This is a genomic window from Pseudomonas sp. LBUM1647 (genome assembly GCF_059716175.1).
In genome coordinates this window covers 1,984,656-1,998,126 of the sequence record NZ_CP166809.1, presented here as the reverse complement: position 1 = coordinate 1,998,126, position 13,471 = coordinate 1,984,656, and the positions used below count along the sequence as shown (strand labels likewise).

Below are 13,471 nucleotides of genomic sequence, written 5' to 3'. Positions count from 1 at the left end.
GCAAAATCCCAGTTTTACGCGCTTTTCCAAATCTTCGATTGACGCTAGCACAAGCAGCAAAAGTCCGTGCCCACACGCTTTTTTTCCGGATGTTTCTTACGCCCTGCACGATTCAACCGCTATCCCACCTTCCCGGCTGGCGACCGTGCACCTGACGACCGGCACCAGAAATGATTTGCCACAAAATATTACCTACGTCATATTACATGCGTAATAAAGACCCGTTTCCCACAGGTAATCTCCATGACCAGCATGCCCAGCCTTGAACCCGACCTTGCTGTCCCGGTGAGCACCCCCAAACCTCCCCTGCTCAAACGGTTGATCTTGCTCGCTGCGGTCATCGCTGCCCTGGTGTTCGCCGGGCTGTACGCGACTCACTGGTGGACCGCCGGCCGTTTCATCGAAGAAACCGACGACGCCTACATCGGCGGCGATGTGACGGTGATCGGGCCGAAGGTAGCGGGTTATATCGAAGAGGTGCTGGTGACCGACAACCAGAAGGTCAAGGCCGGCGATGTACTGATTCGCCTCGACTCCCGCGACTACCGCGCCAACCTGGCCAAAGCCGAAGGTGCGGTGGCTGCCGAAGAAGCGCTGCTCGCCAATCTCGATGCCACCGAACAATTGCAACACGCGGTGATCGGCCAGGCACGCGCCGGGATTGATGCCGCCGGTGCCGAAACCGCCCGTTCACGGGATGACGATGCTCGCTACAAAAAACTGGTCGGCAGCAATGCCGTCTCGGTGGAAAGCGCCCAACGCGCCAACGCCACCTTCAAGACCGCCCAAGCCCTCAGCGCCCGGGCCCAGGCTGAATTGCTCGCGTCCCAGCGTCAGCTGAACGTAATCGAAACCCAGAAACAGCAAGCCCGCGCCGCACTGATGCAGGCTCGCGCCGAACGTGATCTGGCGCAATTGAATGTGGGTTACACCGAACTGAAGGCCCCGGTGGATGGTGTGATCGGCAATCGCCGGGCGCGGGTCGGCGCGTATGCCCAGGCCGGTTCGCAACTGCTGTCGGTGGTACCGGCCAGCGGGCTGTGGGTCGATGCCAATTTCAAGGAAGATCAGCTATCGCGAATGACACCGGGGCAACGGGTGATCATTCATGCCGACGTGCTCTCGGGGCAGGAATTCCACGGTCATCTGGACAGTCTCGCGCCGGCCAGTGGTTCACAGTTCAGCGTGCTGCCGCCGGAAAACGCCACGGGCAACTTCACCAAAATCGTTCAGCGGGTGCCGGTGCGCATCGTGCTTGATCCGGCCGATGGCGTGCTCGGCCATCTGCGTCCGGGCCTGTCGGTCACCGCTGAAGTGGACACTCGCAAAGAAGCTGAAACGCCAGCCGTGGCCAGTGCGCCATGAGCCGCGCCCTCGCCGCCCCCGCGCAACCGTTCAATGCCGCCGACATGGCAACGGCGACCAAGGTTTTCGCCTTCGCCACCATGTGCATCGGCATGTTCATTGCGCTGCTGGATATCCAGATCGTCTCCGCTTCGCTGCGTGACATCGGCGGCGGGCTCTCGGCGGGCACCGATGAAACGGCGTGGGTGCAAACCAGTTACCTGATTGCCGAAATCATCGTGATCCCGCTGTCCGGTTGGCTGTCCCGAGTGTTCTCGACACGCTGGCTGTTCTGCGCTTCAGCGGTGGGTTTCACCCTGGCCAGCCTGCTCTGCGGCGCAGCCTGGAACATTCAGAGCATGATCGCCTTCCGCGCCCTGCAAGGGTTTCTCGGTGGTTCGATGATCCCGCTGGTGTTCACCACCGCGTTCGTTTTTTTCACTGGCAAACAACGGGTGATCGCTGCTTCAACCATTGGCGCGGTGGCCTCTTTGGCACCGACGCTGGGGCCGGTAATTGGTGGCTGGATTACCGACATTTCATCCTGGCACTGGCTGTTCTATATCAACCTGGTGCCGGGGATTTTCGTCGCGGTGGCGGTGCCGATGCTGGTGAAAATCGATCAGCCGGAATTGTCGCTGCTCAAAGGTGCCGACTACGTGAGCATGGTGTTCATGGCGCTGTTTCTCGGTTGCCTGGAATACACCCTCGAAGAAGGCCCGCGCTGGAACTGGTTCAGCGACAGCACGATTCTGACCACGGCATGGATCAGCGGCCTCGCCGGCCTGGCGTTCATCGGTCGAACCCTGCACGTGGCCAACCCGATCGTCGATTTGCGCGCCCTGAAAGACCGCAACTTCGCCCTTGGTTGTTTCTTTTCGTTCGTCACCGGGATCGGCCTGTTCGCCACCATTTACCTGACGCCGCTGTTTCTCGGTCGGGTGCGTGGCTACGGCGCGCTGGACATTGGTCTGGCGGTTTTCTCCACCGGGGTGTTCCAGATCATGGCGATTCCGCTGTACGCCTTTCTGGCCAACCGCATCGATCTGCGCTGGATCATGATGTTCGGCCTTGGGTTGTTCGCGTTGTCGATGTGGGATTTCAGCCCGATCACCCATGACTGGGGGGCTAAGGAATTGATGCTGCCGCAAGCGCTGCGCGGGATTGCCCAGCAACTGGCGGTGCCGCCAGCGGTGACGTTGACCTTGGGTGGTCTGGCACCGGCGCGGCTCAAACACGCGTCGGGATTGTTCAACTTGATGCGAAACCTTGGGGGGGCCATTGGCATCGCCGCGTGCGCGACCATTCTCAATGACCGCACCAACCTGCACTTCACCCGGTTGGCGGAAAACCTCAACAGCACCAATGAAGCACTCAACCAATGGCTGTCCCAGGTCGGCAACAACTTCGCCGCCCTCGGCCAAAGCGGTGACGCGGGTGTCACCGCCAGCCTGCATCAGCTATGGCTGCTGACCTACCGCGAAGCGCAGACGCAAACCTACGGCGATACGTTCCTGATGATCATGGTCTGCTTCATCATCGCCACGGCGATGGTGCCCTTGATGCGCAAGGTGCAACCACCGGCCGCGCCGAGTGCGGATGCTCATTGAGTTTTGAGTTGCTCCAAAAAAAATCAGGCCTGAGGCATTTTGCGGAAGCCTACCGCCAGACGGTTCCAGCTGTTGATGGTGGAAATCGCCACGCTCAGGTCGACCATTTCCTTGGGGGTGAACTGGGCCGTGGCCAGTTCGTAGTCTTCGTCAGGGGCATGAGTCTGGCTCAGCAGCGTCAGGGATTCGGTCCAGGCCAGCGCCGCACGTTCGCGGGGGGTGAAGAACGGCGTTTCACGCCAGGCCGACAGCGTGTACAGGCGACGCTCGGCCTCTCCGCCCTTGCGGGCATCGGCGCTGTGCATATCCAGGCAGAACGCGCAGCCATTGATTTGCGAGGTACGCAGCTTGACCAGTTCGATCAGGGTCTTTTCCAGAGGCAGCTTTGACACAGCGGTTTCCAGGGCAATCATGGCTTTGAGTGCATCCGGGGAAGCGGTGTAGAAATCGATACGCGGTTGCATGGTGGGCTCCAGTCACAAGGGGTGTGGAGCTACGTTAATCCCGTACTGACGGGCAGCAAATAGCCAATTATTGGGAAGTTGAGGATGCCAATGGGCGGGGTTGAAAATAATCCATATGGGTAATTGCCATCACGCTACCGACACCACTAGAATGCGACTCATTCCTGATAACGCGGCCGGGACGCCGGAAACGAGTACCTCCTGCCCATGTCGTCCTCATCCGAAATGCCTGTGCCACCTGCTACCTCGCCGAATTCCGAATCCCGTTGGCACCTGGAATCCATGTTGTGGCAAATGCCGGAACAGGCGCGCGAAGCCTTTCTGCTCGCCCAGATTCATGGACATGGCCGCGCCCGGATCGCAGCGCGGCGGTCGGTGCACAAAAAACCGCTGACGCGTCGACAAACCCTGGCTTATCTAGCCTTGCTGTTGATCGCCGGCCCCGTTGGCATGGTTTGGCAACATGCGCCGTTCGAATATTGGAACAGCCATGACCGTGCCCTGGTCGGCGAACAGCTTGTTCGCCCGGCGCCTGCTGTCGACTCAGTCGATTGCACCCGCGCCCATGACCTTCAAGCCCCTACGCTCGATTGCGCAGCCACTGCAAAAATCCCTTCTTCTGCACAACCCTAGGCGCTTCCTGAGTCAACGTCTGAGCCTTGTTCAACCGGAAATCCAGTAACGCCTTCATCGCTTCGCTGATGTCATGTCGCGCATCCAGACACGGTTTGAGGTATTCCTTCTCGATCCGGTACAAGCTGCAGAACGTCTTGGCGCTGAAGTCCGCCGGTAGCGCCGTATCGGACAAAATACCGCCCTCGCCGATCACCTCACCCGGCCCCATGCGCCCGGACTCGAACTTGACCCCACCACGGCTCAGCTCCACCGATACGACGCCGGATTCGATGATGAACAAATGATCGCTGACCTCCCCCGCCGACAGGATCATTTCACCGGCGCGGAAGTTTTGCAGGGTCATGTTCTGGCTGAAGGTTTCTTTCTCTTCCTGACGCAGGGTCGAGAAAATATTCGACGCATCCAGCAATGCCCGTGGCCGCGACAGGTTGGCAGGTGCGTTCGGTTCGACGTTCGACAACAGGCTGACACCGCTGGCCTGCAAGTGCCGGTACGCCAGGTCGAACAGCAGATTGCGGACCATGCGTTTCTGGTCCATGGAGACCACGAAACCACTGATTTCGTATTCCACGCCGGTGGCGCTGGAGCCTTTCAGCGCGACACACGGCGCCGGTTTGTTCAACAGATAACGGCAACCTTGCATCGCCCGTTCCAGCGCGTCGATCACCGTTTGCGGACGCGCGTGCGGGCTCAGTTGCAGGCTGATGGATACGCCGAAAATGTCACTGGGCCGGCTGAAATTGATGATCTTGGCCTTGGCCGCCAGGGAGTTGGGGATCACCGCCATGCTGCCCTGGGCCGTTTGCAGGCGCGTCGCGCGCCAGTCGATATCGGTGACCCGGCCTTCAGTGCCGTCGATGGAGATCCAGTCATCCAGTTGATAGGGTTTGGTGGTGTTCAGGACGATCCCGGAAAACACGTCGCTGAGAGTACTTTGCAAGGCCAGGCCGACGATGATCGCCAACGCGCCGGAGGTCGCCAGCACACCCTTGACCGGCAGGTCGAGCACGTATGCCAGGGCGGCGATGATCGCGATCAGGAAAATCACCGCGCCGAGCAAATCCTGCAGCAAGCGCCCGGTGTGCCCGACCCGTTGCATCATCACCGCGCCGATCAGCACCGTCAGGGTACGCGCACCGAACAGCCACCAGCCGATCTGCAATCCGGTGGCCGCCAGGTGCAGCGGGACGTTGTCGACCCAGGGCGCCGTTTCCATGGGGTTCAGACCTTCGTTGAACAGCAGGACACTGAACAACGAAAAAATCACCAACCGCACGACCAGTTTCCAGTTGTTGCCATTGGCACTGAGCAGGCGCCACAGCCCAAGATCGATAAGGACCAACGCCATCGCGCAGAGCAACGGATGATCGGTAAGCAGTGACAGCATCAAGCAACTCCAGCAAGGACCAATGACGCAAACATCGCACGGATTGTAGGAGCTGGCGAAGCCTGCGATCTTTTGGCGATCCAAGAAGATCAAAAGATCGCAGCCTTCGGCAGCTCCTACAAGGGGCGATGTGCGCCGGGGTTACTTGCTGTTAGTCAGGGCGTTGTAGCTGGTAAACAGGTTGCGGTAGTCCGGGATGTGGTTGGAGAACAAAGTGCCCAAGCCTTCCACGTCGTTGCGCCAGTCGCGATGCAGCTCACAGGCCAGGCCGAACCAGGTCATCAACTGTGCGCCGGAGGCCGACATGCGGTCCCAGGCCGATTGACGGGTCAGTTCGTTGAAGGTGCCGGAAGCGTCTGTCACCACGAACACCTCGAAGCCTTCAGCCAGTGCCGACAGCGCCGGGAACGCCACGCACACTTCGGTCACCACGCCGGCAATGATCAGTTGTTTCTTGCCGGTGGCCTTGATCGCCTTGACGAAGTCTTCGTTGTCCCAGGCATTGATCTGGCCAGGACGGGCGATGTACGGCGCGTCCGGGAACAGCGCTTTGAGCTCGGGCACCAGCGGGCCATTGGGGCCGGTTTCAAAACTGGTGGTAAGAATGGTCGGCAACTTGAAGTACTTGGCCAGGTCAGCCAGGGCCAGCACGTTGTTCTTGAATCGGTCCGGCTCGATGTCGCGCACCAGAGAAAGCAGACCCGCCTGGTGATCAACCAACAGAACGGCGGCGTTATCCTTGTCGAGACGTTTGTAAGAAGTAGTCATGGGAGTAATCCTCGCTTTTTATCGATGCCGAACGGGCCGGCGTGAGAGAAATCTGATAGTTCGTTAAATCGCGGCCAAGCAAGCGTAGCCACACAAGCCCGGCGCGCCACAGCGTTACAACAATAAGTTCAACCGCTCATCTGACCGAACCGGCCTGACTGGAAGTCGGCGAAGGCCTGGTGGATTTCCTGCTCGGTGTTCATCACGAACGGGCCGTGGCCGACGATAGGTTCGTCGATCGGCTCGCCACTGAGCAGCAACACGACGGCGTCGTTATTGGCTTCCAGGCTGAGCTGATTGCCGTTGCGCTCGAACAACGCCAACTGCCCTTCGCGCACCAGTTCCACACCGTTGACCTGAACCGTGCCACGCAACACTACAAGTGCCGTGTTACGACCTTCGTGCAGGTCCAGGGTCAGCAACTTGCCGCCGTTGAGGCGCAGGTCCCAGACGTCAATCGGGGTAAACGTGCGCGCCGGGCCGGTATGGCCGTCGAACTCACCGGCGATCAAGCGCAGGCTGCCAGCCTGGTCCTTGAGCGCGATGCTCGGGATGTCGCCATCGAGAATCGTCTGGTAACCGGCGTCGGCCATCTTGTCCTTGGCCGGCAGGTTGACCCACAACTGAACCATTTCCAGGGTGCCGCCGCGCTTGGCGAAACCTTCGGAGTGGAATTCTTCGTGGAGAATCCCCGAGGCTGCGGTCATCCATTGCACGTCGCCCGGCCCGATCTTGCCGCCGCTGCCGGTGGAGTCGCGGTGTTCCAGCTCGCCCTTGTAGACGATGGTCACCGTCTCGAAACCGCGGTGCGGGTGCTGGCCGACACCACGACGCTCGGTGGTCGGGGTGAATTCAGCGGGACCGGCGTGATCGAGCAGCAAAAACGGGCTGATGTGTTTGCCCAGGTTGTCGTAGGAAAACAGCGTGCGAACCGGAAAACCGTCGCCGACCCAATGGGTCCGTGGGCTGGTGTAGATACCGATGATGTTTTTCATTCCGCCTCCGAATCTGGTGAGTGACGCGATGGACAAAGCTTAAAACTGAACCCTTTGATGCACTAGACTGCAAAAATCAGCCTTAGCGTTCTATATGGAGAACGATGGTGGAAGATCTCAACACCCTCTACTACTTCACCCAAGTGGTGGAGCACCACGGTTTCGCCCCGGCCGGCCGGGCGCTGGACATGCCCAAGTCGAAGCTCAGCCGGCGGATTGCCGAGCTCGAAGAGCGCCTCGGCGTACGCCTGCTGCACCGCACCAGCCGGCATTGTTCACTGACAGAAATCGGCCAGGCCTATTACCAGCGTTGCCTGGCGATGCGCGTGGAAGCGGAAAGCGCTGCCGAACTGATCGAACGCAACCGCTCCGAACCCCAGGGCCTGGTGCGCATCAGTTGCCCGACCGCGCTGCTCAACTCCTGGGTCGGGCCGATGCTGACCCGCTACATGCTCAAGTACCCGCTGGTGGAGTTGTTCATCGAGAGCACCAACCGCCGGGTCGACTTGATCCACGAGGGGTTCGACATCGCCCTGCGGGTGCGCTTTCCGCCGCTGGAAAATACCGACATGGTGATGAAGGTGCTGGGCAACAGCACCCAGTGCCTGGTGGGCAGTCCGGCCTTTGTGTCGCGCCTGTCTTCACCCGCCTCCCCGGCTGACCTCAGCGGGTTGCCGAGCCTGCACTGGGGCGCGGCGCAACGTGAATATCAGTGGGAATTGTTTGGGGCGGACGGCGCCAGCGCGATGATTCGGCATGCGCCACGAATGGTCACCGATGACCTGTTGGCGTTGCGTCACGCCGTGGTGGCCGGGATCGGCATCGCTCACCTGCCCAGCGTGGTGGTGCGCGATGACATTGCCGCGGGCCGTCTGGTGGAACTGGTACCGGGCTGGGCACCCAAATGCGGGATCGTGCATGCCATCTTCCCTTCACGCCGCGGGCTGCTGCCGTCGGTGCGCGCATTGATCGACTTTCTGGGCGAGGAATTCAGCCACAGCGATATTGCTTAGAAGCCCGTACACACTCCATGTAGCAGCTGGCGAAGCCTGTGTTCGGCTGCGCAGCAGTCGTGAAACCTGAGCACTAGGTTTTCCTGACACACCGCGTTGTCTGGTTTCACGACTGCTGCGCAGCCGAACGCAGGCTTCGCCAGCTGCTACCGGTCGCGTAACGACATGGGCTGGCGGAGTTTTTATTTCGGACTCTGGATTTGCGAATCAGCTATGTTCGTGCGCTGAACGGTGCCAACGGACCGGTGCGGGCCGAGGGCAAGATTGTTCATCTGGGGCGCTCGACGGCGCTGGCCGAGGGGCGGATTTACGACGTGGAGGGGCGGTTGTACGCGACGGGGTCGATCACCTGCATGATTCTTGAGGCTCGGGGGTAGAGCTCAAGATTAAAAGATCGCAGCCTCGTTTCACTCGACAGATCCTACGGGGGATTGCGTGCTCTGTAGGAGCTGTCGAGTGAAACGAGGCTGCGATCTTTTGATTCATGACTTGCGGTAAACATTGCTTTGCCGATCCAGCGGTTTTTCTCATGGGTGCGGGCGCGGATACTCGTGTCCATTCCCACTGCAACCCCTGGAGTCATTGATGTCTATTCCCGCATTCGGCCTTGGTACTTTTCGCCTGCAAGGCCAGGTGGTCTTCGATTCGGTGAGCACTGGCCTGGAACTGGGCTATCGAGTCATCGATACCGCGCAAATCTACGAGAACGAAGCCGAGGTCGGCGAGGCCATCGCCGCCAGTGGCATTGCTCGTGACGAGTTGTTCATCACCAGCAAAATCTGGGTCGCCAACTTCGCCAGGGATCGCCTGATCGACAGCCTCAAGGAAAGCCTGCAAAAGCTGCAAACCGATTACCTGGACCTGACCCTGATCCATTGGCCGTCCCCGGAAGATCAGGTGCCGGTCGAGGAATTCATGGGCGCCCTGCTCGAAGCCAAACAACTGGGCCTGACCCGGCAGATCGGCGTGTCCAACTTCACCGTCGACCTGATGAAACAGGCGATCGCCGCGGTCGGTGCCGAACACATCGCGACCAACCAGATCGAATTGCATCCCTACCTGCAAAACCGCAAGGTCGTCGAATTCGCGCAGAGCCAGGGCATCCAGATCACCTCGTACATGACCCTCGCATACGGCGAAGTGCTGAAAGACCCGGTCATCCAGCAGATCGCCGATCGCCTTCAAGCGACACCGGCTCACGTCACCCTGGCCTGGGCCATGCAACAGGGTTACGCAGTGATCCCTTCGTCGACCAAACGCGCCAACCTCGCCAGCAACCTGAAAGCTTGCGCCATGACCTTGAGCGACGCCGACATGGCGCTGATCGCGGGTCTTGATCGTGGCCATCGACTGACCAGCCCCAAAGGCATCGCGCCTCACTGGGATTAAGCTTCGCCTTTCTGGAGGATCAGATCCAGGCGTGCCATGGCGTACTGCAATTGATCAACGGCCTCGTCGATCAACGTCGCGCGCCCTTCGGCGCAGGCACGCTCCAGATGTTCGCAGCACTGGATCAAACGTTTTGCACGAACCATCCGCGCACCACCTTTAATGCGGTGCGCCAGGTCTTGCAGCCGGTGACGATTGCCACTGACGTGCGCTGCAAGCAGATCATCGCGATCGTAGCGATTGGTCTCGGCCAGTTCGCGCAACAACTGATTGATCAGCGTCCGGTCTTCACCGACGTAGAGCTCCAGGCCGGTCAAGTCGATCTCGAACGTTGCTTGCTCATCAGCCGGCGCTGGCGGCTCATTCACAAATCGGGACGCCAGCCAGGCACTCAAATCGGCCAGCCGGATCGGTTTGAACAGACAGTCGTCCATGCCCGCTTCAAGGCAACGGATCTTTTCCTCCGGCTGCGCATTGGCGCTAAACCCAAGAATCAGCGTGGGTGGCAAGCCCTTAGCGCGCTCTTCATCGCGTATCGCACCCGCCAATTCATAACCATTGACCACCGGCATGTTGCAATCGGTGATGACCAAATCGAGCTCATGCTCGCGCCACTGCGCAAGACCACGCTCGCCATCCTCAACCTCCAGCACCCGATGCCCCAGGTAGCTCAGCTGCCGTGCGAGCAACAATCGATTGGCCGGGTAATCGTCGACCACCAGAATCGTGAGCAGCCGAGTGGCCACCTGCAATCCGCTATCCGCCCACTCGCCGCAGGTCAACGGTTGCAACGCAATCAGATCAACGCTGATGTCGACCTGCGTACCCAGTCCGAGGACGCTGTCGAGCTGCAATCGGCCGCCCATCATTTCGCACAGAGTGCGGCTGATCACCAGTCCCAGACCGGAGCCATTGTGGCCCGACTGCTGGCTGTTACCGGCCTGCACGAACGGGCTGAACAGTCGTTGCTGATCGACCACACTGACACCGATGCCGCTGTCCTCAATACGTACACTGACTGCCAGATGCCCCGACACACCGGGCTCTACTCGCAGTGTCAGACTCACCGCACCTTCACGGGTGAACTTGATCGCGTTGCTCAGCAGATTGGACAGCACCTGCTTGAAGCGCGTGGGGTCGACTAACACGTCACGATCGCTGTGTTCGGCCAATTCGACCCGCCACTGCAAGTTCTTCTGCCGTGCCAGGCCTTCGAAAACCCGGCACACCGACTCCACCAGCGTGCGTAGATTGGCCCGCTCAGGGGTCAGCGACAAATGCCCGGACTCGATGCGGGCGATGTCCAGGATGTCGCCGATCAACGCCAGCAATTGCTGCGCGGCATTGGATGCCACTTCGATGGCGGAGCGATCAGTGAAGCCCTCTTCCGCTCGCTTCAACGCCAGTTCGAGCATGCCGATCAGGGCATTCATCGGTGTGCGGATTTCATGACTCATGGTCGCCAGAAAGGTGGTTTTGGCGCGGTTGGCATCGTCGGCGGCGCTCTTGGCCTCCTGCAATTGCCCGAGCAGTTGTTGGCGTTGAGTGATCTGCCGACGCTGCCAGGCAATCCAGGCCAGTGCGAGCAACAGCAAAGCGCCCGCAGCGGCAAACGCCTGGAGAATGCCTTGGCGATGACGCAGCCAGTAGCTGTCATCGACCACCACATCATTGCTCCAACGGGCTAGCAGCTCATCCATCTCCCGGGGCGAAATGCTCAGCAGTGCCTTGTTCAGAATCGAGTGCAACTCCAGCGCACCACGGCTGGTGGCCAGAGCGATACGCGCCGGTTCATCACCCACGGTGCTGCTGATCCGCAGACGCTCGCGGTATTGCCGGGTGATCAGATACCGAGCCACGATCAATGAGCTGACTGCCCCGTCGGCCTGGCCCTTGATCACCCATTCCATACCCTGCGCCGGACTCTGCACTTCGACCAGACGTACATTGGGCGCCCGAGCGCGGATGAACCCGAGCAACGGATGACCGCGATAAATCGCCAGGCGTTTACCGGCCATATCATCCAGGGTCCTGGGGCTTCCCGGGGTGGTCGCACTGACCAGTACAAACGGATTGCTCAAGTAGGCCCGAGTGAAACGCAGTTCGACTTCGCGTTCGATACCGGGCGTGACCACAGGTAACACGTCGATCTTGCCGTCCTTGAGTTGCTGGATCTGCTGATCGAGGGAGTTACCCCGCTGCACCTTGAAGGTCAAGCCGCTGCGCTGGCTGATCAGCGTCAGCAATTGCGCGGTCAACCCGCTGAGTTGTCCCTGTGCATCGTAAAAAGTCAGCGGTGCAAAGTTCTCGACGGCACCCACTTCCACCGTCGGATGTTGATCCAGCCAACGTTGTTCAATGGCGCTCAAACGTACTCGCTCTTGACCCGCCATGTTGGCTCTTCCGGCACTCCAGCGCTGCTCGATGGCCGTGCGCTGATCCATGGAAATCGCCGCAAGAGTCTTATCGACAATGCTCTTCAGACGAGGGTTGCCCCGGCTGAAGGCAAAGCCGAACGGATTGGCGTCCAGGCCGGAAGGCCCCACCAGGCGTACGTTACTGAGGTAGTTGTTATTGATGAGGTAATTGGCGCTGATGAAGTCCCCGAGGTACACATCATCCTGCCCGAACGCCACCGCCCCGATCGCGTCGAGTGCCGAGGGGTAGCGTTGCAAGCTCGCATCGGGATAGAAGGCTTCGACAGTCTGCGCCTGCAGATAGTCATCGACCATGGCGATGCGTTTGCCCGCAAGATCGGCGGGCACCTGTTCGTCCAGCCGCGTGACCAGCATTGGCTGATCTTCAGCATAGGCACTGGATCGGGTCAGCTCGGGATCGGCCGCTTCGTAATTGTTGGACGTGCCGAGCAGGTCCAGATCATCGCGTTTGAGCGCATCCATGGCCGCTTCGCGTGTGCGGTAACGAAGCACCTCGATTTTGACGTGCAGCAGTTGCCCCAACAGTGCGACATAGTCTGCGGTGATGCCTTCCAGCTCATCAACGTTTCGCGTGATCTCGAACGGCGGGTAGTCCGGCCCCGACACCCCGAGGCGCAAGACTCGTTTGCCACGCAACCACCGCCAGTCTTTTTCATCCAGCTGGACCTGATAACCCTCCACCGCGGAATGCCCCAACACATGCAAAATCTTTGGCTCATCGGCCACCGTCACCGGTGCTCCCAGTGCACAGAACAGCAACAGAGCCCACAAACAATCGCGCATGATCGGGCTCACTCAGATCAGATGATTACGCTTGGCAAAATCCCTCAGGTACACCGCCGATTCCACGTTGAGTTTTCCAACCAAACGGGTCTTGTAGGTGCTGACGGTCTTGTGACTCAAGTGCATGATTTCAGCGATCGCCTTGTTACTGATGCCCCGGGCCAGATGCTGAAAGATCGTCAATTCCCGGTCGGAGAGTTTATCGATCATCTGTTTTTCACTCAGTTGCATCGAGTTCAGCGACACCGACGCCGAGGGTAGCTGGGCGAAATAGGTGTAACCGCCCATCACGGCGTGCACGGCGCTGTGCAAGTGCTGCAAGTCATTGGACTTGGCGATATAGCCTGCGGCGCCGGCGTGCATGCAACGATCCTGATAAAACATGGGTTCCTGGGACGTGAAGACCAGTACTCGGCAGGGCACCCCGCTGGTCTTGATCCGCGCCAGTACATCCAGCCCGTCGAGCGAGGGCATCACCAGATCCAGTACCACCAGATCAGGCTTGTGTTCGCGGATCTTCGGCAAGACCTCATTACCACTCGCCGCTTCGTATATCTGCTTGAAACCCTCCTGCACCAGTACGATTTTGACTGCGGCGCGAACCACCGGATGATCGTCCACAATCAGCACTGACTTCATGGCAA

The 13,471-nt window shown here is 59.8% G+C and carries 12 protein-coding genes; 6 read left to right on the top strand and 6 right to left on the bottom strand.

From position 1 onward, the window contains the following. The first annotated feature begins 243 nt into the window (after positions 1-243). The gene (locus tag ACA059_RS08950; RefSeq protein ID WP_497633472.1) at positions 244-1,365 is read left to right on the top strand and encodes an HlyD family secretion protein; all 1,122 of its coding nucleotides are present in this window, start codon (positions 244-246) and stop codon (positions 1,363-1,365) included. After that, the gene (locus ACA059_RS08945) at positions 1,362-2,954 is read left to right on the top strand and encodes a DHA2 family efflux MFS transporter permease subunit (protein WP_497633471.1); all 1,593 of its coding nucleotides are present in this window, start codon (positions 1,362-1,364) and stop codon (positions 2,952-2,954) included. Before ACA059_RS08950 ends, ACA059_RS08945 begins: the two co-directional genes overlap by 4 nt. Positions 2,955-2,977: 23 nt before the next feature. Here the strand turns inward: ACA059_RS08945 and ACA059_RS08940 are convergent, their stop codons facing one another. Continuing rightward, positions 2,978-3,418 (bottom strand): carboxymuconolactone decarboxylase family protein, encoded by a 441-nt coding sequence (locus tag ACA059_RS08940; RefSeq protein ID WP_497633469.1) that lies wholly within the window; start codon positions 3,416-3,418, stop codon positions 2,978-2,980. Between the two features lie 207 nt (positions 3,419-3,625). On the opposite strand from ACA059_RS08940, the gene ACA059_RS08935 reads away from it, so the two are divergent. Continuing rightward, positions 3,626-4,051 (top strand): hypothetical protein, encoded by a 426-nt coding sequence (locus ACA059_RS08935; RefSeq protein ID WP_497633468.1) that lies wholly within the window; start codon positions 3,626-3,628, stop codon positions 4,049-4,051. Here the strand turns inward: ACA059_RS08935 and ACA059_RS08930 are convergent. The 3 genes from ACA059_RS08930 to ACA059_RS08920 form a co-directional block, all read right to left on the bottom strand. Beyond that, on the bottom strand, positions 3,999-5,441 hold the full coding sequence (locus tag ACA059_RS08930; RefSeq protein ID WP_497633467.1) for a mechanosensitive ion channel domain-containing protein: 1,443 nt from the start codon (positions 5,439-5,441) through the stop codon (positions 3,999-4,001). The two genes, ACA059_RS08935 and ACA059_RS08930, sit on opposite strands and share 53 nt — an antisense overlap. 141 nt (positions 5,442-5,582) lie before the next feature. Beyond that, a complete protein-coding gene (ycaC, locus tag ACA059_RS08925; protein WP_033061120.1) occupies positions 5,583-6,209 on the bottom strand; it encodes an isochorismate family cysteine hydrolase YcaC in 627 nt (208 codons plus the stop codon). A 128-nt stretch (positions 6,210-6,337) separates the two neighbouring features. Beyond that, positions 6,338-7,204, bottom strand: coding sequence for a pirin family protein (locus ACA059_RS08920; RefSeq protein WP_497633466.1), 867 nt, complete (start codon positions 7,202-7,204; stop codon positions 6,338-6,340). A 104-nt stretch (positions 7,205-7,308) separates the two neighbouring features. Here ACA059_RS08920 and ACA059_RS08915 point away from each other — a divergent pair, with 104 nt between their 5' ends. The 3 genes from ACA059_RS08915 to dkgB all read left to right on the top strand — a co-directional run bounded on the left by ACA059_RS08915 (position 7,309) and on the right by dkgB (position 9,606). Further along, on the top strand, positions 7,309-8,217 hold the full coding sequence (locus tag ACA059_RS08915) for a LysR substrate-binding domain-containing protein (protein ID WP_150656449.1): 909 nt from the start codon (positions 7,309-7,311) through the stop codon (positions 8,215-8,217). A gap of 170 nt (positions 8,218-8,387) precedes the next feature. Beyond that, the gene (locus ACA059_RS08910; RefSeq protein WP_497634638.1) at positions 8,388-8,594 is read left to right on the top strand and encodes a PaaI family thioesterase; all 207 of its coding nucleotides are present in this window, start codon (positions 8,388-8,390) and stop codon (positions 8,592-8,594) included. A gap of 208 nt (positions 8,595-8,802) precedes the next feature. After that, positions 8,803-9,606, top strand: a complete 804-nt coding sequence (dkgB, locus tag ACA059_RS08905) for a 2,5-didehydrogluconate reductase DkgB (RefSeq protein WP_497633465.1) — start codon at positions 8,803-8,805, stop codon at positions 9,604-9,606. Here the strand turns inward: dkgB and ACA059_RS08900 are convergent. Continuing rightward, entirely contained in the window at positions 9,603-12,827 is a 3,225-nt protein-coding gene (locus ACA059_RS08900; RefSeq protein WP_497633464.1) for a transporter substrate-binding domain-containing protein, read from the bottom strand. The two genes, dkgB and ACA059_RS08900, sit on opposite strands and share 4 nt — an antisense overlap. A gap of 12 nt (positions 12,828-12,839) precedes the next feature. Then, positions 12,840-13,466, bottom strand: a complete 627-nt coding sequence (locus ACA059_RS08895) for a response regulator (protein ID WP_497633463.1) — start codon at positions 13,464-13,466, stop codon at positions 12,840-12,842. Positions 13,467-13,471 lie beyond the last annotated feature (5 nt).

Coding starts and splice junctions, on each gene's coding strand:
- ACA059_RS08950 (WP_497633472.1), top strand. CDS start 244: ATGACCAGCATGCCCAGCCTTGAACCCGACCTTGCTGTCCCGGTGAGC.
- ACA059_RS08945 (WP_497633471.1), top strand. CDS start 1,362: ATGAGCCGCGCCCTCGCCGCCCCCGCGCAACCGTTCAATGCCGCCGAC.
- ACA059_RS08940 (WP_497633469.1), bottom strand. CDS start 3,418: ATGCAACCGCGTATCGATTTCTACACCGCTTCCCCGGATGCACTCAAA.
- ACA059_RS08935 (WP_497633468.1), top strand. CDS start 3,626: ATGTCGTCCTCATCCGAAATGCCTGTGCCACCTGCTACCTCGCCGAAT.
- ACA059_RS08930 (WP_497633467.1), bottom strand. CDS start 5,441: ATGCTGTCACTGCTTACCGATCATCCGTTGCTCTGCGCGATGGCGTTG.
- ycaC (WP_033061120.1), bottom strand. CDS start 6,209: ATGACTACTTCTTACAAACGTCTCGACAAGGATAACGCCGCCGTTCTG.
- ACA059_RS08920 (WP_497633466.1), bottom strand. CDS start 7,204: ATGAAAAACATCATCGGTATCTACACCAGCCCACGGACCCATTGGGTC.
- ACA059_RS08915 (WP_150656449.1), top strand. CDS start 7,309: ATGGTGGAAGATCTCAACACCCTCTACTACTTCACCCAAGTGGTGGAG.
- dkgB (WP_497633465.1), top strand. CDS start 8,803: ATGTCTATTCCCGCATTCGGCCTTGGTACTTTTCGCCTGCAAGGCCAG.
- ACA059_RS08900 (WP_497633464.1), bottom strand. CDS start 12,827: ATGCGCGATTGTTTGTGGGCTCTGTTGCTGTTCTGTGCACTGGGAGCA.
- ACA059_RS08895 (WP_497633463.1), bottom strand. CDS start 13,466: ATGAAGTCAGTGCTGATTGTGGACGATCATCCGGTGGTTCGCGCCGCA.